The organism is Undibacterium sp. MH2W (genome assembly GCF_049340215.1).
In the GTDB taxonomy this organism is placed as follows: Bacteria; Pseudomonadota; Gammaproteobacteria; order Burkholderiales; family Burkholderiaceae_D; genus Undibacterium.
The window spans coordinates 106,470-128,273 of the sequence record NZ_JBMPPA010000007.1; the positions used below are offsets into that span (position 1 = coordinate 106,470).

Consider the following 21,804-nt stretch of genomic DNA (forward strand, 5'->3'; position numbering starts at 1 on the left):
CCGAATTTATTTGATGTTCAAAGGATTACCATGGATTTTCAATACAGCCCTAAAGTCATCGAATTACAAACGCGCTTACAAGCGTTTATGGATGAACATATCTATCCGAATGAGGCCACGTTTTATGGCGAAATCGCCGCTAACCGTAAAGCCGGTGATGCGTGGATTCCGACAAAGATTGTGGAGCAACTCAAAGCCAAAGCACGCGATGCTGGGCTGTGGAATTTATTCTTACCCGAATCGAGTCATGGCGCAGGATTAACCAATCTCGAATACGCGCCGTTGTGTGAAATCATGGGGCGAGCCCTGTGGTCTGCTGAGGTATTCAATTGCTCGGCACCCGATACCGGCAATATGGAAGTCTTTGCACGGTACGGGACGCCTGAGCAGCAGGAACAATGGCTCAAGCCCTTGCTGCGCGGCGAAATTCGTTCTTGCTTCGCGATGACTGAACCTGCGGTGGCGTCTTCGGATGCGACCAATATTGAAGCATCGATTGTGCGGGATGGTGATGAGTACGTGATTAATGGCCGTAAATGGTGGTCGTCGGGGGCGAATGATCCTCGCTGTAAAGTATTTATTTTTATGGGGAAAAGCGATCCCGATAATGCAGATCGCCACCGGCAGCAATCGATGATCATTGTTCCGAGAGACACACCAGGCGTCACCATTCTGCGTGCCTTGCCCGTCTTTGGATATGACGATGCGCCTCACGGTCATGGCGAAGTGGTTTTTGACAATGTGCGAGTACCAGCGACTAACATGCTCTTGGGTGAGGGACGTGGTTTTGAGATTGCTCAGGGCCGTCTGGGACCAGGGCGGATTCATCACTGCATGCGCTTAATTGGCTTGGCGGAGCGGGCACTGGAGGACATGTGCAAACGGTCATTGAAGCGCGTTGCATTTGGAAAGCGTGTCGCTGAACAGGGTGTCACGCTTGAGCGGATTGCTAATGCGCGCATTCTCATTGATCAAGCGCGATTCCTGGTACTCAATGCTGCGCAAATGATGGATACCGTTGGCAATAAAGCGGCCGCAAAAGAAATCGCCATGATCAAGGTGGCAGCGCCGAATATGGCGTGTCAGGTGATTGATTGGGCTATCCAAGCGCACGGTGGTGGTGGCGTGTCGGATGACTTTGGTTTGGCGTACGCCTATGCGCAGGCGCGTACCTTACGCCTTGCGGATGGTCCGGATGAAGTACATCGTAACCAGATTGGTAAAATGGAATTGAAAAAATATAAGCACGAATAAAAATAGTGGTACCGTAGATTGCCGGAAAGGATGATTTCGCTGTATGTTTAAGTGAGTCTGGTCGGTAACTGACGCGTGCCATCGATCACATCACATCATGGGAACCCCAGGTTGACTGGTGGCTTCCCTTTGATGTTTTAAAGAACACAAAACATGAGGAGGGAAGTGGGGTTCATGGATGATGCATCGTCGAGGGTGCATCGGTCGTGATGAGATAGAAAAATTTGACATTGATTTGAAATAGTTTGGGTTGTGCTTAATTTCCAAAAAAAAACGACAAGTTCAGGAGACAATAATGAGCGAAACACCTTGGATCAAATCTTATCCGCCAGGCGTACGTTGGGATGCTGACTTACCCACAAGCGCCGTTCCGCAGTTATTACATGATGCGGTGAAACGCTGGGTAGATCAGCCTGCGTTAGAATTTATGGGCAAGCGGACGAGCTACCGCGAGTTACAAACACAGGTCGATCAAGCCACAAAAGGCTTTCAGGCTTTAGGCGTGAAACCTGGCGTTCACGTCGGGTTATTTTTACCTAACACTCCCCACTATGTCATTTGCTTCTTTGCGATTTTGCAAGCGGGCGGAACGGTCGTCAATTATTCGCCGCTTGATGCCGAAAAGGTATTAGCGCACAAAATCGAAGATAGCCATACGGACATCCTCGTCACTTTAGATATGGTGATGTTGTATCCGCAAATGGCGAAGATGCTGTCACACACACGCTTAAAGAAAATCATTGTCGGCAATATCGCAGACATGTCGCCCTACCCCGATGCGGTGAAAGCGAATCTGCAACAGGCGGGCCAACTGTGCGCGATTCCTGACGATGCACACCACCTCTTATTTGCGCAGCTGATCGATAACGATGGTCATTATTCGCCCGTTGCCGAGACAGATCCAGCGGAGACGATCGCCGTTTTGCAATACACTGGTGGTACGACTGGCTTACCCAAGGGTGCCATGTTAACCCACGCTAATCTGACAACGGCATGTAGCCAGATTATCGAAACAACGCATGTGGATCCACCGATATTAGAAGAAGGAAAAGAGCGTTTATTGGCGGTATTACCGTTATTCCATATCTATGCCTTAACGGTTGATATGCTCTTTGGTATTCGTATGGGCGCGGAGATTGTGCTACATACCCGTTTTGATGCGGACGCTGTCGTCAAGGATTTAGCGACGAAAAAAATCACGGTGTTTCCCGGTGTACCGACGATGTATGCCGCGATTATTCAACACCCCCATATCAGTGAGTTTGATTTGAGTTCATTGAAATTCTGCAACTCAGGCGGCGCACCATTGCCAGCGCAGATTTTACAAAAATTCCAGACGCTTACCTCATGCAATTTGCTCGAAGGGTGGGGCATGACAGAAACATCCCCAACCGGCACATTTACGCCATCAACTGGCGTACGCAAGTCGGGATCCTGTGGCTTGCCGACGCCGGGTATCCGCTTCCAATTTGAGAGCCTTGATGAACGTGGTACTTATGTCGCCATTGGTGAGCGTGGAGAAATTTGCGTGTCCGGTGCCAACATCATGAAAGGCTATTGGAATAAGCCTGATGCCAATCGTGATGCATTTACGGCAGATGGCTATTTCCGTACAGGGGATGTCGGCTACATGGACAGCGATGGCTTTGTGTACATCGTTGACCGCACAAAAGATATGATCCTCTCTGGCGGTTATAACGTCTATCCGCGCAATATCGAAGAGGCGATTTATCAGCATCCCGCCGTGGCGGAGGTGAGTGTGATTGGCATCCCAGATGAATATCGCGGTCAAGCAGCCAAGGCCTTTATTAAACTCAAGGCGGGTACCGCCTTATTATCTTTTGATGAATTAAAAGATTTTCTGCGCGATAAATTAGGCAAGCATGAAATGCCACAAGAGATGGAGATTCGGGCGGAGTTACCGAAAACGCCTGTGGGGAAATTGTCTAAGAAAGAGTTGTATGACGAGGAGGCAAAACGTCGCGGGAAGTAATCATCAGCTGATAACGGGTGCGGAGACAAACATTGTCAAATCTCACACGATAGCCTGTCTGTTGATACTATAAAAAAAGGGATGTCACTTTGATTCGTGACATCCCTTTTTTGCTATCGAGACTGATAAAAAGGATGAGCCTGTTGGTCGTTGCTAACCTTTTTCAGGAATACCTCTGTTGATTACCAAACAGCTTTACCAGAACCGTCTTTGATTTGTGCTTTCCATGTTTTTTCGATCAGATCCACAACGCTGGATGGCATTGGGATGTAATCGAGTTCAGTGGCCATGGCTGTACCATTTTTGTAGGACCAGTCAATGAACTTCAATGTTTCTTTGACTTTGGCAGCATCTGGTTGTGTTTTATGAACCAAAACAAATGTCGCACCAGTAATTGGCCAGCTTGCTTTACCTGGTTGATCTGTCGATACGACAGCGAAGCCTGGTGTTTTATCCCATGCAGCACCTGCAGCAGCAGATTTGAATGTATCAGCGTCTGGCGTAACGAATTGACCTTCACGGTTTTTCAACTGTGTGTAGGACAGATTGTTTTTCTTCGCATAAGCAAATTCAACGTAACCGATGGAACCATTGATACGCTGCACGTTGGCCGCAACACCTTCATTCCCTTTGCCGCCCAAACCAGCTGGCCATTTCACAGCAGTGCTGGAGCCGACTACTTTTTTGAATTCTGCATTGACTTTAGACAGATAGTCAGAGAACAGGAATGTCGTGCCAGAAGCATCTGAACGGTGAACAACGGTGATGTCTTCTGTTGGCAGTTTAACGCCTGGATTGATTGCAACGATCTCTGCATCAGTCCATTTTGTGACTTTACCCATGTAGATGTCAGCGATGACTTGGCCAGTCAATTTCAATTGACCAGGTTTGACGCCGTCGATGTGAACAACAGGAACAACGCCACCCATGACGACTGGGAACTGCAGTAAGTCTTCTTTGTCCAGCTCTTCCACAGTCAATGGCATATCGGATGCGCCAAAATCAACGGTGTTTGCTTTAATTTGTTTGATGCCACCGCCGGAGCCGATGGACTGATAGTTCAGGCTATTACCAGTCGCTTTTTTATAGGCTTCAGCCCATTTGGATGCGATTGGGTACACAAAGCTCGATCCTGCGCCAGTGATTTCAGCGGCCATTGCAGAAGAAAATGTGAACAGGGTAGCAGCAGTAACGAGTGTGGTTTTCAAAAAGAATTTCATTGTTAAGTATCCTTAAACTCCAAACTTGGAGCCCCGAACCTTACAGGGGATTTGTGACAGAATAATGACTAAAATTCATTGCAAAGAAATAAAAGTCCAGACTTGCAAGATCCTCGATATCACAGTTCGTATGAGGCAATTTTCGATACCGTGAGAGAGATCGAGCAGAGATGAGAATAACGCCCTGATGACCAGGGTGAGGAAGGTCGATGAAGATATTTTAGTGTTTTTTTTATACTATTTCTTTATTGCACGTAGGTATGCATCTGACATCCTTTCCCGGCGATTGAGACAATACACTTGAATCATGAAAAAAAGACCTTCTCGTACCGCATTTCATCTGGAAATTTATCTTCAATACGTCATAATCTCTGGTATGGTGCGATCTTTCGCCTTCATTTGTCGAATCCAGCACCGAATTCACGTGATATGTCTGCGGTGATCCGGTTGTGTGATCTCCCTCTGAGGGATGGCTCGCAGCGCGTGAAATGCTGGTCGCGCATCTCAATGCAAACTTCAATTTAAATTTAGTCAGGTGTTAAGCAATGTTGAAACGCTTAGTTGGTCTTTGCTTGGTGCTGCATATCGGTAGCGTAGCCGCCGTGCAGTTAAATTCGCAACACGCCATCGTTGTCGAGGATGGTACGGGCAAAGTGTTGCTGGAAAAAAATGCGACATCGGTCGCGCCAATCGCCTCGTTGACGAAACTCATGACGGCCATGGTCATTCTCGATAGTAAGCCCAATATGGATGAGATGATCTCGATTGAGACCGCCGATCTCGATACCATCAAGCACAGTACGTCGCATGTGCCAGTTGGTTCCAGCTTGTCGAGAAGAGACGTCTTACAACTCGCATTGATGTCGTCGGATAACCGGGCTGCTGCTGCGCTGGCGCGTACTTATCCGGGCGGCAATGTGGCTTTTGAAAAAGCAGTCAATGCGAAGATCAAAGCCCTGGGTATGACCAATACCGTCATGAAAGAGCCGACGGGTTTGTCACCTGAAAATACATCCACTGCCGCCGATTTGGTCAAAATGGCTGTGGCAGCATCCCACTACCCACAAATTACCGACATCACGACAGACACGTCCGATATGATCGAGTTGAAGGGCCGCAAGCGCCTCTTTCACAATACCAATCGCTTGGTGGGCAGAAAAGGCTGGGATATCTTGCTATCTAAAACGGGGTTCACCAATGAGGCTGGAAACTGCCTCATTATGCGAATCAAACTCGCAGAGAAAAAAGCGACCTTGGTTTTATTGAATGCGAGTGCGAGCTCATCCCGCTTTGTTGATGCGATGAATATCTCACGCTTAATCAAAGGTGAAGATATTGTTCCTGCGATGCATGCGTCGATGCGCCGTCGTTCACGTTCTGCCAAGGTGTAATACAACAAGCACTTTGCGTTAGCCCTTGCACCCGGTGTCATCTCTTTGTTGATGTCGGGTGGTAATCTTGTCCAGTAGTAGTCGCTTGTACAAGCGGCTCCTCGATCCCGCCAGCATCCTTTGCTCGGTCTTTCTCTTCTGTTTTGCATTACTTCGTCGACCACAGCCGCTTTATGCATGCGGTGTCACCAAATAATCGCCTCTTTTATTTCTCTCAGGGAATTTATAAAAATGCAATATTCTTTAAATATCTTTAAATAGATTTAATTTTATTGCAAGACTAATCTTGACGTTGTACATTTGTAAATGATGATGTGTGTTGAGAAGGCAAATGTTGTTCTCAACACTGGCTAGCCGCTCGATCTTTCTATGTGGACAGATAATGGGCATTGGTTTTATTCGATGTCCGTTTTATCGCGTCGTAAAACGCAACGTGGCCCATTTTTGTTATTTACTTCATTTTTGACATACTCTTTATGCGTCAATTCCGGGTTTTGATTGTTGCTTTTGCACATTGGGAAGGGCTCTCTCGGCTTCCAGCCTTGCTGCATCGCGCCGGTTGTGAGGTCAACATACTTGGGGTGCCGGGTAATTTTCCAGCGCTCTCGCGATTCGCGAAGCAGCTTTATATTTCCCCAAACGATGTGGATGCTGTTGTCGCAGACTTAAACGTCCATTTACAGCAACGAGCGGGTTATTACGATTGGGTCGTTATCGGTGATGATCCGTTACTCTATGCACTAGAGAAGCGGCGTAGAGAGCCGTGGGTGCAACAGGTTTTTCCAACTGTGGCTGGCGATGAAGGCATCGATTTTATTACGTCCAAGGCTACTTTCATTCAGCGTTGCAAAGAACATGACATCCGTGTCCCTGATTTTGCGCTGTGCGCTGATCAAGCACAGTTACAGGCTGCTGGTCAGCATCTTGGGTTTCCGCTGGTGATCAAAGAAGCGCAAGGTTTTGCAGGATTAGCGGTTTGCGTTATTGATAATGCGAGAGCATTGACTGAAATTTCCCCAAATGAAGAAGTGATCGCGCAGAAATTTGTTCAAGGTCGCTTAGTCAGCTGCACCGCTGTGTACAAAGAAGGGAAGCCCGTCGCTTGGTTTTCATACTACCGTTCGCGCACCTGGGGCACGTTCGGTCCTTCGTCTGCAATTGAGTTTAAAGTGTTTCCTGAGCTAAAGGGGATTCTTCGCAAACTGGGCGATCTATCAGGTTTTCATGGTTTATGCGGACTCGATTTTATTGAGGATGCGCAATCAGGTCGATTGGTGCTCTTGGAGCAGAATTTCCGACCCACACTGACGATGGATTTAGGTAATAGGGTTGGCGTTGATGTGAAAGATGCTATCCAGCTCTTGCTCAATATGGATGCGACCGGTGATCGATCGCCATTAGTACAAAAAGAAATCGCCGCAGGCACGGTACCGTTATTCCCACAAGATGTCTTCCGTGCCATCGATGATGGCGACACGAGGAGTTTGTTTTCTTGGCTGTGTAATCCATGGCGGTGGCGCGAAATGCGCTGGAATGAACCGTGGATTCTCGCCCAGAACTTGCGTCATATTTTTGCGAAACTGCGGGGTAGAAAAAATCACGAGAAGCGACGCTTCGTCTAAGGCAAGGATGCTTGTTGATCGAAGCGTAGGAAGTAGGCATCTATTGATGCCCTTTTTTTATTTTACGGCGCAGTACACAAACAATGGGTGATTGCCGAGTACGATTTACCTTCTTTATTGAGATCTGACAACCAGCTAAAGTCGGCCAACATTTGTTTCGCTGCGACCGGAGGAATGCCCGTCGGAACAAGTGCAACTTTAAATTGATCTTGTAAAACGTGGGCCGTTTGTGCACCGATCAGGTCGAAGATGCGATCAAACTTAGTCAGTTCAGGTTCGATGTAGCTGATGCGATAGTCATTGCCCAATTTAGCACGTGTTGCCGCGGAACGGATGGCGTCAGAGTAAGTGCCAACGGTATCGACAAGACCGCGTTCTTTGGCTTGCGCACCGGTCCATACGCGGCCCTGTGCCACTGCATCGATTTTTTCTGGCGTCGTTTTACGAGCAGCGGCTGCTTTGCCCGTGAATTCGGCGTAGATATGATTGATGCTTGATTGTACTAATTCGCCAAACTTTGGATCCAACGGGCGCAGTGGATTAAATGGATCCGCCAGCCAAGTTGTCGTAGTGCCGGCAGTATGAATGCCTAACTTTTCAATGGCCTTGTCTGCGGTCGGTAAGATGGCGAATACACCAATCGAACCAGTAATAGTTGCTTCATCGGCGATGACTTCATCGGACGACATTGAGATCCAGTAACCACCAGACGCAGCGACGTTACCCATCGAGATCACAACGGGTTTGCCTGCTTTACGTGTGAGTTCCAACTCGCGACGGATCAATTCAGAACTAAATGCACTTCCGCCTGGCGAATTGACACGCAGTACTACGGCTTTGATGCTGTCATCTTCGCGCGCTTTACGAATCAATGCTGAAGTTGACAAACCACCGATCGCGCCTGGTGGCGCTGTGCCATCGCCAATTTCGCCTTCTGCAATCACCACACCGACGGCATCGCCCAATAATTTTGGTTTTTGGCGAGCGAGGTAGTCATCGAATGCGACTTGACGGAACGTGTGATTTTGCTCATCGGGCGCTGCGCGTTTGAGCATGAGTTCACGCAGTTCATCGCGCGTTTTCAATCCATCGACCAGCTTGAGATTCACGGCCAATTTCGCGGCATCGTCACCGGCGGCTTTCATCAGGGCTGGTAAATCGTTGATCCCTTGCATGATGCTTCCTGCTGGCAATTTACGCGCATGCTCAACGTTGTCGGTGTAGGTTTTCCACATCGCATTGTAAAGATAGCTCTCTGCCTCTGCTGCTGCTTCGGAAGGTGCGTTCGCAATGTAAGGCTCAGCGAAGCTCTTGTACGTACCGACCTTCAACACATTGACGGTGATGCCAATCTTATCGAGGGCATCGTGGTAGTAATTTCTGTATTTACCAAAGCCGGTCAGCATGACGCTTCCCATGGGGTGCATGTAAATTTCATTTGCATGCGCCGCCAAGAAATACTTACGCTGATCGTACCCAGAGCCCCACGCAACGACCGTTTTGCCGCTGGCTTTAAAGCGATCGATTGCGGTAGCCACTTCTCGCAGCATAGGCAGACCACTTGCTTCCATATCGTCGAGCAGTAAAACAGCACTCGTAATTTTGCTGTCTTTGGATGCGCTATCGAGCACTGCCAGAATATCCCGTAATTGGGTCGATTTCTTTGCATTGCCTTGGGCTTCTGCCAGTAATGCGTCGCGCGCATTGCCGGAGTGTTGCTCAACTAATGGTCCTTTAAAATCAAGGACCAAGACGGTCTTATCTTCTAATTTCGCCATACCACCACCGAAAATGGCAGTGACAATCGCAATCAGAATGAACAGCATGATGAGGTTTAAAAAAATTCTGCGACTGGTATCAAGTGCGTTCCAAACGAACTTCAATCCTTGGCCAATCCAGCGAAACAGGGGGAAACGCATGGTGCTATCCTTTATTGTCTAAAATTATTCTGGCCAGATGGCTTGCAACAGCTGCGCGAGGTGAGCTCCGGCACGGGCAAGCGCATCTTCTTTTACGCTTAACATTGTTTTTTCATATTCTAGCGGTAAGCCAATCGACCAAGAATTGCCGTACTGACCCACTGTGCTTTTACTGAACTGGGCTCCACCAAAGACGCGTGTTGCATCGCTGATGGCGTCATCTGCCCATAGTACAGGGAGCGCATCGATCGGGGCAGACACCAACTTGAGTGTGCGTGCTTTTTTTGTCAGCATCGTGTTCATCCGACCGTGCTTAAACTGCACAGGCACATCATCCCACAAAGCATGGAAATTACCACAGGGGCATTGCAGCGCATTGCCCCCAACGGTGTTGTTATGCTGATCATGTGCGACTTCGTCGGGATTGATGAGCTTACCATCCGCGTCTAAAAATGCCGATGCGACATGCAGCGGTTGATGAATATCGCCAATGAAATGGGTGATCAGCGCTAATGCTTCTGCTTTGTCTTTGATATTGAATGGCGCTGGCTGCGGCTTATCTTGCAAGACTAACGCCGCTGCTTGAATCGCATGGACAACGTCGTGATCGCTAGTTCCGGTGTAACCAGTCTGGTAGTGGGCATGTTGCAAACTGACGTCGGCATAATGATATTGTTTATGGCAACTCTCTTCCCCTGGACCTGGATGGCATGCGTCATTATTACGTTTTACGTAATCTGCCATGGCGGCGATGCCACTTGCGGTCTCAAATGGAATGCATTCGGCGTAACGACCGGTTGATGTGTAGGCAAAGTCTTTATCCGGAGCGATCCCTTTGACACAATCTGCCCAAACGGACATTTTTTCTAGTGTCGCATCGCCCAATAAGGCTTTCACCTGCGCCCCCGCTTTGGTACCAACGAGGAGGGCGTCAGCAATCGCTCCAACGGTCTGATGTCCATCGGCACCCCAAGCAAAGCTCGATTGAGGTAACGTACATGAAGCAAGCAGGGTGATGCTCAGTAAGATCTTTTTCATTTCAGTAGTGACGAAAAAAGGAGGTGAATTGGATATGGCAATGCATCGTGCTACCGACCTCAACGTTGATTCTTGGTGGTAGTTGGTGCAGGTCTTATTTACTTTCAGCGATATATTATCTTGCAAAGATGACTAGCATATATCAAAAGCATTCAAAAAAAGACGCGCGCGCCGGATTTGATCTGTCGGCAGCACCCTGTTTTTCGGTTGACTGTTGTTCGCCAGACGAAGAGAAGCATTAAAAATATGTCTTTTTATGCAAGACTGATCCCGTGAAATCACCATCACTTTCTGTTCTTGCCTGACTGCTAATTCGACTTCAGCGGCAATACCAGCTAAACTTGCACGTTTTTCCTCCATTTTTGCGGCATCTGCAATGAATACCATGAACGAATCTTCAGGCGATACCCCTGAATCAGCAACAGTCAACATGCTTGACTCTCCGAGCACCTCGTCGCCATCGACCGAGTTGATTGCCCGTGAAGTGGCCCGTCGCCGTACGTTTGGCATTATTTCTCACCCGGATGCCGGTAAAACAACGCTGACCGAAAAGCTGTTGATGTTCTCGGGTGCGATTCAGTTGGCAGGTACAGTCAAAGCGCGTAAGAGTGGACGTCACGCTACTTCTGACTGGATGGAAATTGAAAAGCAACGTGGTATTTCGGTTGCTTCATCAGTCATGCAGTTTGAATACCGCGATCACGTTGTCAATTTGCTCGATACACCAGGTCACCAGGACTTTTCTGAAGATACGTACCGTGTTCTGACTGCAGTCGATTCCGCGCTGATGGTGATTGATGCGGCAAAAGGTGTTGAGGAACAAACGATCAAGCTGCTCAATGTTTGTCGTATGCGAAATACGCCGATTATTACCTTTGTCAATAAGATGGACCGCGAGACACGCGACCCACTTGAATTGCTCGATGAGCTTGAGTCGGTACTAAAGATTCAGTGTGCACCGGTGACTTGGCCAATCGGTATGGGAAAAACCTTCCGTGGTGTCTACCATATTCTGAAAGACGAAATCTTACTGTTCACGCCTGGCAGTGAGCGCGCTGACCAAGAGTTCGAAGTCATCAAAGGAATCGACAACCCACGTCTCGCTGAGATGTTCCCATTAGAAATTGAGCAATTGAAAATGGAAGTCGAGTTAGTGCATGGCGCGTCCCATCCATTCAGTTTGGACGATTTCTTAGCAGGCGTACAGACACCGGTATTCTTTGGATCTGCGATTAATAACTTTGGTGTTCGTGAGATTCTGGATGCCTTGCTTGATTGGGCACCACCCCCACGTGGTCGCGATGCGACGGTGCGTACGGTTGAATCTGGTGAAGCACCATTCTCTGGCTTCGTGTTTAAAATCCAAGCCAACATGGATCCAGCCCACCGTGACCGGATTGCCTTCTTGCGCGTTTGTTCTGGCCGCTTTGAACGTGGTATGAAACTCAAGCATCTGCGTCTGAATCGTGAGATCAAAGTTTCGTCAGTGGTGACTTTTATGGCTTCCTCTCGTGAGCAAGTCGAAGAGGCGTATGCAGGCGATATTATCGGTTTGCCTAACCACGGCAATATGCAAATCGGCGACAGTTTCTCAGAGGGCGAATTGCTGCAATTTACCGGTATTCCTTACTTTGCACCGGACTTTTTCCGCACGGCACGTATTTTGAATCCGCTGAAAATCAAGCAATTACAAAAAGGTCTGCAACAGTTAGGCGAAGAAGGCGCTGTTCAGGTGTTTAAGCCAGTCGTGAGTAGCGACCTCGTATTGGGTGCCGTTGGGGTGCTGCAGTTTGAGGTTGTGGCGAGTCGTCTCAAAAATGAATACGGTGTGGACGCGGTATTCGAAGGCACCAGTATCAGTAGCGCACGCTGGATTACTTGCGATGATAAGAAAATGATGGCCGATTTTGAACGTTCGGCAGCGGGTGCCAATATCGCCTATGACGCCGCTGGCAATATGGCTTATCTCGCCACATCCGGTGTCAATCTGAAGTTGACGCAAGAACGTTGGCCTGGAATTACTTTCCATGCAACAAGGGAACATGCTGTCAAACTGACATAACCCAAGCGCCATCTTTTATCGTCGTGATCTTAAAATAGTTCTTCAGCGCACTTTATGTGCTTGTGGGAATGAAAAAGCGACGTTGTTCTTTTCTGTTAACGAAGAACGCATAAAAAATACGTGACGTGAATCTGCGGCTTACCGAGGCTTAATCCTCTGTAAGCCGCAGTGCTATTGACTCTGCCAAAAGCAGCTAATTTTAGGTTTGTTTGCTACCATTGAATCTGCTTGTTGCTATTCATTAGCATTCAATGCACGGATATCTGCTTGCAACCGTGGGTGCCTCTTTGAGCAGTCGCACTGGTTTCATCGCGTGGGTTCATGTTTCTTCCACCCTTCATTTTGTTGAAAAAAGGAGTTTTGTCATGGCACTTTTCTTTATTGAAGCAGTCCGGTTTGACGATAGTGGCGAGCGTGTCGCCAAGGTGCGGTGGGGGAGGAGCAAAGGTGGGCAGGTCATGTTGCCAGCGGTGATCGATGAAGCGCAAGAGGTGGACGTGCTTGATGTCTTGAGGACCTTGCGTGAAGGGGATGAAGTCGTGACCAAGTTTCAGCGTAATGACAGCATTATCCTAGGACCCAAAGTGGTTGGTATTGTCTATGAAGATGGCTTGCCCGGGCTATCGATGGAAACGGATGAAGTCTATGGGAACCGTTTGACTGACTTACCGCAATTTTAAACGTGGTTAAAGGGGCCGGTAGGCGGCTGCTTACCGGTTTGATGTAGAAACAGCGACCAACTTACTTATCTGCTTGTGCCGTGTGTGATTTCAGATGCTGCTTCACATTGGGTGCTAACGATAAAAAGATCAGTGCAATCGACAAAGGAATTGTCGATATAAATCCGAGATGTTTGAACGCGGACGCCCCAGACACGCCGCCAATAAAAAATGCACCGACGAGCATCAGGTGTAATCGTAATTTATTGATGTTCGCGCCAACCTCTTCGAGCGGTGTTGCGTCGCCTTGACGCTTATTCCAGTACAGCATTTTTCCAATTTCGATACCGATGTCCGTTACCAGGCCCGTGACGTGCGTTGTGCGAATTTCTGCGTTTGAAATTTTGGTGATCAGCGCATTTTGTAAGCCCATCGTGTAGCACAATACGACAGTTGTGAAGGATACAGTGACGACCTCATGCTCCTGCAGTTTTGTCCCAATTAACCCGAAGAGTAGCAGCAGGATCGCTTCGAGTAGCAGCACTGGTGTGTAGATGTAGGGTAAGCGATTACGTCGCGCGAAATTCACAATGATTGCCGTACTTGCTGCGCCCGTCGCAAAACTGATGAGCGCAATGAAGGCTGCCATGGCGGGCAGAAATCGCCCTAAGACCAGATCATCCGTTGCAGCAGCGAGCATCCCCGTCATGTGCGACGTATATTGCCCAACCGCCAAAAAGCCCCCAGCATTGAGCGCACCCGCCACAGCGGCAAGTGTGACACCAAGATGGAGATTGGCGCGCGCGGAGCGTTTTGGGGAGGTGAGTGCGGACAGATAATTGATTGGCATAGTGGTACAGGTGGCAACGTTCATGTTGAACAATCAGTGTAGCCGAGAAGTGCCCTGATCGGGCGTGTTTTCACACATACACCATCGGATCATTTGTGATGTAGCGCAAGAAAAAGTCGCCACGGGTTGGTGGTTAAACGCGAGGCTGATTGCCATATGGATTACATCCTGTTTTTCCGCACTTTTTGCCTTACGCATCATCGATCTTGAGTAATACCACTTTAATACTTCAATGCATCCTTCTATCTGAAATTGGTCTTATTGATGCGATATGGGAGGAGACCAATTTCTGTGTTTGGATGAAACATTGGCGCAAGTGTTGTATGCGTTTCTTCTTCATCAAAAGACCGATGTTCGCGTTGAAGTATTCACTTTTTCTCTGTAAATAACGCTGTTAAACGCTTGTAATGACATGCTAACGGGCGTCTCATTGATCGTGTCATTGATCATCAAGGGTCATTATCTGCCAAGGTAATATGTATAGATGATTGTTGGAAAAACTAAACAGACCACTTGGAGCGTGAGTTGAAAATAATTTAAATAAAAATGCTTTAAAACAAAGAGTTACCTCACTTTATTGATGATTATAATTAATACCAATATAGCGCATGTTAATACCACGTAGATACCGCTTGACAACCACTTTTCACGTCCTTAAAGTGAGCCTCATTCGAATGAATTGAAGGATTTTTAATTGATTTTAATCAATTTAAGTCAGTGAAATTCGAATCCGCATGAGTAAAAAAAAGAGCTAAATCTCATGATGAATACGGGTGCATTCATTGCTTTTTGAATGGATGGGGCGACAAAGTGGAAGTGCATTTTCCATTCGCTTGATCCTCTTGAAGTCAAGATAGATGCTGGTATGGGCACATACACACCAGTGTTTGAGTGGCATTTAAGTGGATTGGCTCGATGTAAAACAGCTGGTGTTTTTTTGCGTCAATAAGAACTTGTTCTTTGGGTAAATGAGCGTGTTTTAACAAAAAATTGATTGATAGAAATCTTGGGGGAGTAAATGAAACGTAATTCAACATCTGGTTTGACACCAATCGCGTCAGCCGTCGCTTTGCTGGTTCTGGGCGCATCGATGGCAGCACAAGCACAACAAGCGGATCAGTCGCAAGGTCAAGAAGTTGTCGTGACTGGTATCCGTGCATCTATGCAGCAATCGATCAACCAAAAACGGAATGCCGATACCTTGGTTGAAGTGATTACAGCGGAAGATGTGGGCAAAATGCCTGACAAAAACGTCGCTGACTCATTGCAGCGCATTCCAGGCGTCAGTGTGGCAACTGCAGGTGGTACAGAAGGTGGCTTCGGTGAAAACGATCGCGTCGCCATGAAGGGTACTCCATCGGCTTACACATTAACGACACTGAATGGTCACTCGATTTCTAGTGGTGACTGGTATATCTCTAACGTGGAAAGCGGTGGCCGTAGTGTGAGCTACTCGTTGTTCCCTTCCGAAATTATCGGTCGCGTTACCGTGCATAAAAGTGCGCAAGCTGATCTGATTGAAGGTGGCGCTGCTGGTACTGTTGATATCGAGACACGCAAGCCGCTTGCATTCAAAAAGCAAGTGACAGCGGAAGGCACGATCGAAGGCGTTTATTCTAGTCTTCCAGCAAAAACAAATGGTCAATTAAGCGGCCTGGTTAACGTAAAAAATGACGAAGGTACGCTCGGTTTATTGGTACAGGCATTCGACGAAAAACGCAGCCTCAAACGTGATGGTCAAGAATTTTTGTGGTGGGACAAAATGCAGGCTGGCTATGATAGCTCAGGCTGGATCAAGGCACATCCCGAAGTCGTTGGCAAAAATATCTCTATGTTGACGGGTACTTCCCAGTTCCAGCAAGAGCGTGAACGCAAAGGTGGGATGGTTGATGCCGAGTTCAAGGTGAGCCCGAATCTGACGGTTGATTTATCTGGTTTCTATAGCCGTTTGGATGCGTCGAATTCATTGACGAACACCATGTTCACACCGTACTCCATGTTGACTAACGGCTGGTCTTCATCGGGTGGCGTGCAGCCGTCCTCATGGACGATTGTTGGTAATACCATCACCTCTATCGCGTTCCCTAGCACATGTCCTGCAACCCTGAACTGTTCTAACATGTCCAGTACAGCGACTGATAATGCAACACGCTCAGGTTCTTATTCTGAATCGAAGTTCTTTAACCTCGATGTGAACTATAAAGCGAGTGATGCATTGAGTTTTGCTGGTAAAGCCGGTCAAACAACGGGCATCGGTCATACCCGCGATATCGGTGCAGAAGTATGGAGCGCCTACAACGGTGGTAGCTATAATCTGTACGGTGATAGCCAACCAGCGCAAATCACTATTCCTAATTCAAATCAAATTTCCTACCGTCCAACCAATCCATTTGGCGGTAGCTGGGCAGACGATATCACGACCAATGATAAAGAAAGCTATGGTCAAATCGACGGCACATGGAAGTCCAATAGCGATTTCGTGAATAGCGTGAATTTTGGATTCCGTGCTGCATCGCATACACGTGATTTGACTTATCTCGCAGGGAACTTTACTAACCTCAATAGCTCTGGCGGGCCAGCATCTGGTCCAACTGGTTTGACAACCATGAACTCTAGTTTGCCAAATGTGCTCAACAACACTTGGGCTTATACCAGTGGTTCGGTTGATGCTTGGGCAAATCAGAATGTGGCCTTTAACAGCCACAGCTATCAGAATGAGTTCAATCTGAAAGAAGATACGCAGGCAGCGTATGTCATGGCAAATTACAACATGGATCGTTACTCCGGTAATTTCGGCATCCGTTTTGTCAACACAAAAGAACACGTAGAGAATGCTTCTGCGAATACCGTATGGCATCCAATCGTTAGTGACAATAGCTACAAAGATATTCTGCCAAGCTTCAACTTACGTGCGGATATCAATAAGGATGTTGTTGGTCGTTTGGCGATCAGCCGTACGATGGCAAGACCTGAATTTGGTCAGTTGGCAGCGTTGGCATTAAACGACGTTCAACAAACAGGTACTGGTGGTAATCCTAATCTGAAGCCGATTCGTTCTAATAATGTGGATGCGAGTGTTGAATGGTATTTCGCACCGAAGTCCATGGTATCGGCCGGCGTATTTGTGATGGATATGTCCTCGTATGTCACATACGGTTCTTATCAGCAAACTTACTACAATAACTCACAAGGTAAGTACACTACTTACAACATGAGTGCTGCTGAGAATACGTCTGCACAGGTCAAAGGTCTTGAATTGGCCTACGTTCAGGATATCGGCCATGGATTTGGCGTGAATGCGAACTACACCTACGCCGATGGTAAAGAAACGGGCAATGCAGCGGGATCGACTTGTGCAACGACGGGTGACTGCAGTATGGTTGGTACGTCGAAAAATTCGTACAACTTAGGCGCATTCTACGAAAACAATAAGTTTAATGCCCGTATCGGCTACAGCTACCGTTCGACTTACCTCAATGGTTTGGATCGTGCCAGCGCGATTTATCAAGAAGGTGTAGGTACTGTTTCAGCGTCGCTGTCATACACTGTGTCTGACAACATCACGTTGACAATGGAAGGCAAAGATCTGAACGATCCGATGCTGAAATCCTACGCATCGACACCAGACCAGCCTCGTGCATTCTACAAAAACGGTCGTCAGATTTACTTTGGTATTCGTGCCAAGCTGTAATCAATACTGACTTCGATTTGTGAGCCATACAATGGCGGAGCATTCTCTGCTCCGCCATTTTTTTTCCTGAAAAACGCGTGTTACCGTGAAGAGGTATTAGGGCGACGTTGTAATTCTATGTAATACCACTTAAATACCTATTGACAACCACTATAAAAAAACTTTACAGTCAGGTTCTTTAGTTTAACAGAACTTCAAATGTAAAATGCGGTTCGGATATCTCGGTCGCAATGAATAGATCAATGAATAAAATACAGACAGCGCAGGCAACATTGAGCCATCCTCATGATGATGCCGATGCAGACGAGAACCAACGCATCCATTACCTGATTGGTGTTGACGGGGGCGGTACTGGCACGCGAGTGGTGTTAGCGGATCAAAACGGGGTTGAATTAGGCCGAGGTGTCGGTGGACCATCTGGTCTGGTTCATGGCAGACAACAGGCATGGGACGCCATTCTGGATGCGATGAAGCAGGCATTCGATCATGCAGGCATCCCTGTGCCGCCACTGCATTACTTGGCGATTGGTTGCGGACTGGCCGGCGTGAACAATGTGCAATGGGCTGGGGAATTTGTTCGACTCAACCCTGGGTTTCGTGAACTGATTGCCGAAACGGATGCGTACACAACTTTGCTCGGCGCACATAATGGACAACCAGGCGCCGTCATTGCGCTTGGAACAGGAAGTGTTGGGGAAGTGTTACTCGCGACTGGCCAGCGCCGGGAGGTCGGTGGTTGGGGCTTCCCAGCGAGTGACGAAGCCAGCGGTGCATGGATAGGGCTCCATGCAATGAATTACCTGCAACGCACGCTCGATGGACGTCAAACGGCAACGGCGTTTTCTGCAGCACTTCTGGCGCATTGCGGTGGTGAGAAGGATGCCGTGTTTAATTGGCTGGCTGCTGCTAATCAGACCCGTTACGCTGCACTGGCGCCGATCGTGATTCAGTTTGCTTCAGAGAACGAGAAAGCGCGCGAGATGTTGCTGGCAGCGGGGCGTGAGGTGGAGATCATGGCGATGGCGCTTGATCCCACCGGTGCACTACCCATTGCCTTGTGTGGTGGTCTTGCGCATGTGTTACATCCGTACCTTCCGTCAACATTGCAGCAACGTGCACAACGGCCGTTGCGCGATTCGGCGGGGGGCGCGGTGATCCTGATTCAACATCATCTGAAAAAAATATAAAAAGAGAGACAATCATGCTGACACAACTGGACGATTTTAAACCTGACAGTGATAGTTCGACGCCACTGTATCTTCAATTAGCGAACAAGCTCGCCAACGCCATTCATAGTGGTCAATGGCAACCAGACGAAGCATTGCCCTCTGAGCGGATGCTGTCGGATGTGCTGCAAATTTCTCGTGTCACTGCCCGCAAGGCCATTGATATGTTGTGTGAGCGTGGTTTGTTGACCCGTAAGCATGGATCCGGTACCTATATCACCCCTAAGCTAGAACAGCCTTTATCACGGCTGACAAACTTCAGTGAAGAGCTGCGTCAACGTGGTTTTGTGCCAGGTTCCCGTTGGATATCGCGTGAGACAGGTATTGCTTCACCAGAAGAAATTTTATCGCTAGGCTTATCGCCGAATACGGTTGTCTCACGACTCAAGCGTTTGCGGACCGCAGACAATGTCGTGATGGCGATCGAAAGCACGACGATCCCAGCAATGTATATGCCTAATCCTAAATTGGTGACCGATAGTTTGTATGGCTATCTGGAGTCGCACCACGTTGCCCCTACCCGTGCGTTGCAGCACATCCGCGCAGTGAATGCGACGCCAGAGCAGGCGAGACTCGCGGACATCAAACAAGGCGCAGCGATGCTCTTTATTACACGTGTCGGTTACTTACCCAACGGAACAGCGATTGAGTTATCGCACTCTTATTGCCGCAGTGACTATTATGACTTTGTGGCGGAGTTGTTCAGATGAGTGTGAATCAACAACTGCAAGGGAAAATACTCACCGCCACAGGCTGGGTCGAAGGCAACATCCAATTTTCAGAACGGATCACGTCCATCGAACCGAGTGCCGCATCCTCGACAACTGATCATGTGATCTTGCCTGGCTTTATCGATCTGCATGTGCACGGCGCGGGTGGTAAAGATACGATGGAAGCGGGTGATGCTGTCGAAGTGATCGCGCGTCAGCATGCGCAGTTCGGTACAACGAGTTTGTTGGCAACGACAATGACTGCGCCCATGTCTGATATTGAAGCGGCGTTGTTGGCTATTCAGCCATCGATACGTCAACGCGTGCCTGGCTCCGCACGGGTATTGGGTGTGCATCTCGAAGGGCCGTATATCAATCCCGGCAAACTCGGCGCACAGCCTGATTTCGCGGATGTCGGATCGCTGGCGCAGGTCAAGCGACTCAATGCGATTGCACCGATTAAATTGATTACTGTCGCACCGGAAATTGAAGGGCATTTGCAGCTCGTGAGCGAGCTTTGCGCGATGGGAATGCAGGTGCAGATTGGCCATACCCTTGGTACCTATGAGGATGGTGTGGCTGCACTGAAGAATGGGGCGAAAGGTTTCACACATTTGTATAACGCGATGTCCCGTCTCGACCACCGTGCACCGGGAATGGTTGGCGCTGCGCTCGCGCATGCAGAATTTTCGGAAATCATTCCGGATTTGTTGCATGTCCATCCTGGTGCTATTAAAGCGGCGATGCGTGCGATTCCGCATTTGTATTGCGTCACTGATTCTACCGCGGCGTCTGGTATGCCAGATGGGCAATATATGCTCGGGCGGCAAGTCGTGCACAAGTGTTTGGGAGGTGTGCGTCTTGAGGATGGCACCTTAGCTGGGAGCACCTTGACGATGGATCAGGCATTGCGCAATTTGGTCAGTATTGGACTCGATCTCGAGGACGCTTCAAAGCGCGTTTCTACCTATGCTGCAGATTATCTCGGATTAACTGAACGTGGCCGCTTAGCGGTGGGTACGTTTGCCGACCTCGTTGTGCTGGATTCTCAGCTCAACCTCATTGCTGTCTATGTAGAAGGAGAAAAGATTGACCTCGCAAATGCTTAAAGAAGCCTGCTCTTCGGCCGAACGTGTTGCTGAACAATTAACGCAAGAACGCGACCGTTATGCTGAGCTGGGTGCTTACCTGCGCGCGCATCCGCCGACCTCTGTTGTCACCGTTGCCCGCGGCAGCTCAGACCACGCTGCCAATTACGCCGCTTATTTGATTATGCAACGACTCGGTAGAATCGTCGCATCGTTACCGATGTCGCTCATCACCTTGAATAAGGCACCCTTACAAGCAAAAGATGCCTTGGCGATCGCGATCTCTCAGTCGGGACAAAGCCCTGATGTTGTTGAGCCGATTTCTTATTTCAAGCAACATGGTGCAACCACCGTCGCCTTAGTCAACGATGCAGCGTCTCCTTTAGCGAACGCAGCACAATGGACAATGCCTTTGCATGCCGGTCCAGAACTGAGTGTTGCCGCGACCAAGAGTTTCATTACGTCGTTGGTCGCTGGGGCACGTTTAGCGGGACATTGGCAAAATGACGCCGCGTTCTTAGTCGCCATCGAGCAATTGCCGGAGGCGTTGACCGCAGCGACGCAAGTTGATTGGTCGTCTGCACTTGAGGTGCTGAGCCCTGCGCAACGGATTATGGTTGTTGGACGCGGTATTAGTTTTCCGGTGGCGCTTGAGTCTGCTTTGAAGTTTAAAGAAACATCCGTTATTCAAGCAGAAGCGTTCAGTGGTGCGGAGATTAAACATGGCCCAATGGCATTGATTCATGATGGTTACCCGCTGTTGATTTTTGCAACACGTGGCCCTGCTCAAGCGGGATTGATTCAGCTTGCCGAAGAAATGCGTGGACGAGGTGCGCATGTCTTGTTAGCAGCGCCAGACAATATCAAAGAACGTAATTTGACCTTGCCTGTCGCAGCGACGCCGGATCTCGATCCGATTGTCGCTATCCAAGCGTTTTATGTGATGGCAGCACATTTGTCAGTGGCGCGTGGACTGGATCCCGATAAGCCGCGTCATTTAAGTAAAGTGACAAAGACAAATTAAGCAGCAACTGGTATCGCTATTTTTTTTAACTCTTTCATAGATACTCCCACTAGTATT

16 protein-coding genes are annotated in these 21,804 nt (G+C 48.5%); 11 read left to right on the forward strand and 5 right to left on the reverse strand.

Features of this window, described 5'->3' with window-relative positions; all coding sequences use genetic code 11:
- Window positions 1-30 precede the first annotated feature (30 nt).
- Both ACO0K2_RS16150 and ACO0K2_RS16155 read left to right on the forward strand, forming a co-directional pair.
- Window positions 31-1,254, forward strand: coding sequence for an acyl-CoA dehydrogenase (locus ACO0K2_RS16150; RefSeq protein WP_423020677.1), 1,224 nt, complete (start codon window positions 31-33; stop codon window positions 1,252-1,254).
- Between the two features lie 295 nt (window positions 1,255-1,549).
- Window positions 1,550-3,247, forward strand: coding sequence for a long-chain-fatty-acid--CoA ligase (locus ACO0K2_RS16155; protein ID WP_423020679.1), 1,698 nt, complete (start codon window positions 1,550-1,552; stop codon window positions 3,245-3,247).
- Window positions 3,248-3,429: 182 nt separating this feature from the next.
- On the opposite strand, the gene pstS is transcribed toward ACO0K2_RS16155, so the two are convergent.
- Window positions 3,430-4,467 carry a phosphate ABC transporter substrate-binding protein PstS gene (gene pstS / locus ACO0K2_RS16160; RefSeq protein WP_423020681.1) on the reverse strand — a complete coding sequence of 346 codons (1,038 nt, stop codon included), beginning with the start codon at window positions 4,465-4,467 and terminating at the stop codon, window positions 3,430-3,432.
- A 545-nt stretch (window positions 4,468-5,012) separates the two neighbouring features.
- Between pstS and ACO0K2_RS16165 the strand changes: the two genes are divergently transcribed.
- Window positions 5,013-5,858 carry a serine hydrolase gene (locus ACO0K2_RS16165; RefSeq protein WP_423020683.1) on the forward strand — a complete coding sequence of 282 codons (846 nt, stop codon included), beginning with the start codon at window positions 5,013-5,015 and terminating at the stop codon, window positions 5,856-5,858.
- Window positions 5,859-6,334: 476 nt separating this feature from the next.
- The gene (locus ACO0K2_RS16170; protein WP_423020685.1) at window positions 6,335-7,480 is read left to right on the forward strand and encodes an ATP-grasp domain-containing protein; all 1,146 of its coding nucleotides are present in this window, start codon (window positions 6,335-6,337) and stop codon (window positions 7,478-7,480) included.
- Window positions 7,481-7,542: 62 nt separating this feature from the next.
- Here the strand turns inward: ACO0K2_RS16170 and sppA are convergent, their stop codons facing one another.
- From sppA to ACO0K2_RS16185, 3 genes are all read right to left on the reverse strand, one after another.
- On the reverse strand, window positions 7,543-9,399 hold the full coding sequence (sppA, locus tag ACO0K2_RS16175; protein ID WP_423020687.1) for a signal peptide peptidase SppA: 1,857 nt from the start codon (window positions 9,397-9,399) through the stop codon (window positions 7,543-7,545).
- Between the two features lie 24 nt (window positions 9,400-9,423).
- Window positions 9,424-10,437 carry a S1/P1 nuclease gene (locus ACO0K2_RS16180; RefSeq protein ID WP_423020689.1) on the reverse strand — a complete coding sequence of 338 codons (1,014 nt, stop codon included), beginning with the start codon at window positions 10,435-10,437 and terminating at the stop codon, window positions 9,424-9,426.
- Window positions 10,438-10,569: 132 nt separating this feature from the next.
- Window positions 10,570-10,869: a hypothetical protein gene (locus ACO0K2_RS16185; protein ID WP_423020691.1), complete on the reverse strand. Its 300-nt coding sequence runs from the start codon at window positions 10,867-10,869 to the stop codon at window positions 10,570-10,572.
- Between ACO0K2_RS16185 and ACO0K2_RS16190 the strand changes: the two genes are divergently transcribed.
- Entirely contained in the window at window positions 10,868-12,499 is a 1,632-nt protein-coding gene (locus ACO0K2_RS16190) for a peptide chain release factor 3 (RefSeq protein ID WP_423020693.1), read from the forward strand. The genes ACO0K2_RS16185 and ACO0K2_RS16190 overlap by 2 nt on opposite strands.
- A gap of 365 nt (window positions 12,500-12,864) precedes the next feature.
- A complete protein-coding gene (locus tag ACO0K2_RS16195) occupies window positions 12,865-13,179 on the forward strand; it encodes a hypothetical protein (RefSeq protein WP_423020695.1) in 315 nt (104 codons plus the stop codon).
- 61 nt (window positions 13,180-13,240) lie between these two features.
- Here the strand turns inward: ACO0K2_RS16195 and ACO0K2_RS16200 are convergent, their stop codons facing one another.
- Window positions 13,241-14,008, reverse strand: a complete 768-nt coding sequence (locus ACO0K2_RS16200; RefSeq protein WP_423020797.1) for a YoaK family protein — start codon at window positions 14,006-14,008, stop codon at window positions 13,241-13,243.
- A gap of 1,018 nt (window positions 14,009-15,026) precedes the next feature.
- Between ACO0K2_RS16200 and ACO0K2_RS16205 the strand changes: the two genes are divergently transcribed.
- From ACO0K2_RS16205 to ACO0K2_RS16225, 5 genes are all read left to right on the forward strand, one after another.
- Window positions 15,027-17,699, forward strand: a complete 2,673-nt coding sequence (locus ACO0K2_RS16205; protein WP_423020697.1) for a TonB-dependent receptor — start codon at window positions 15,027-15,029, stop codon at window positions 17,697-17,699.
- A gap of 242 nt (window positions 17,700-17,941) precedes the next feature.
- Complete coding sequence (locus tag ACO0K2_RS16210) at window positions 17,942-18,886, forward strand: BadF/BadG/BcrA/BcrD ATPase family protein (protein WP_423020699.1); 945 nt, start codon at window positions 17,942-17,944, stop codon at window positions 18,884-18,886.
- A 14-nt stretch (window positions 18,887-18,900) separates the two neighbouring features.
- On the forward strand, window positions 18,901-19,635 hold the full coding sequence (locus ACO0K2_RS16215; RefSeq protein ID WP_423020701.1) for a GntR family transcriptional regulator: 735 nt from the start codon (window positions 18,901-18,903) through the stop codon (window positions 19,633-19,635).
- Window positions 19,632-20,744, forward strand: a complete 1,113-nt coding sequence (nagA, locus tag ACO0K2_RS16220; RefSeq protein ID WP_423020703.1) for an N-acetylglucosamine-6-phosphate deacetylase — start codon at window positions 19,632-19,634, stop codon at window positions 20,742-20,744. The genes ACO0K2_RS16215 and nagA overlap by 4 nt, the downstream gene beginning before the upstream one ends.
- Window positions 20,737-21,747 (forward strand): SIS domain-containing protein, encoded by a 1,011-nt coding sequence (locus ACO0K2_RS16225; RefSeq protein WP_423020799.1) that lies wholly within the window; start codon window positions 20,737-20,739, stop codon window positions 21,745-21,747. Before nagA ends, ACO0K2_RS16225 begins: the two co-directional genes overlap by 8 nt.
- Window positions 21,748-21,804: the final 57 nt, after the last annotated feature.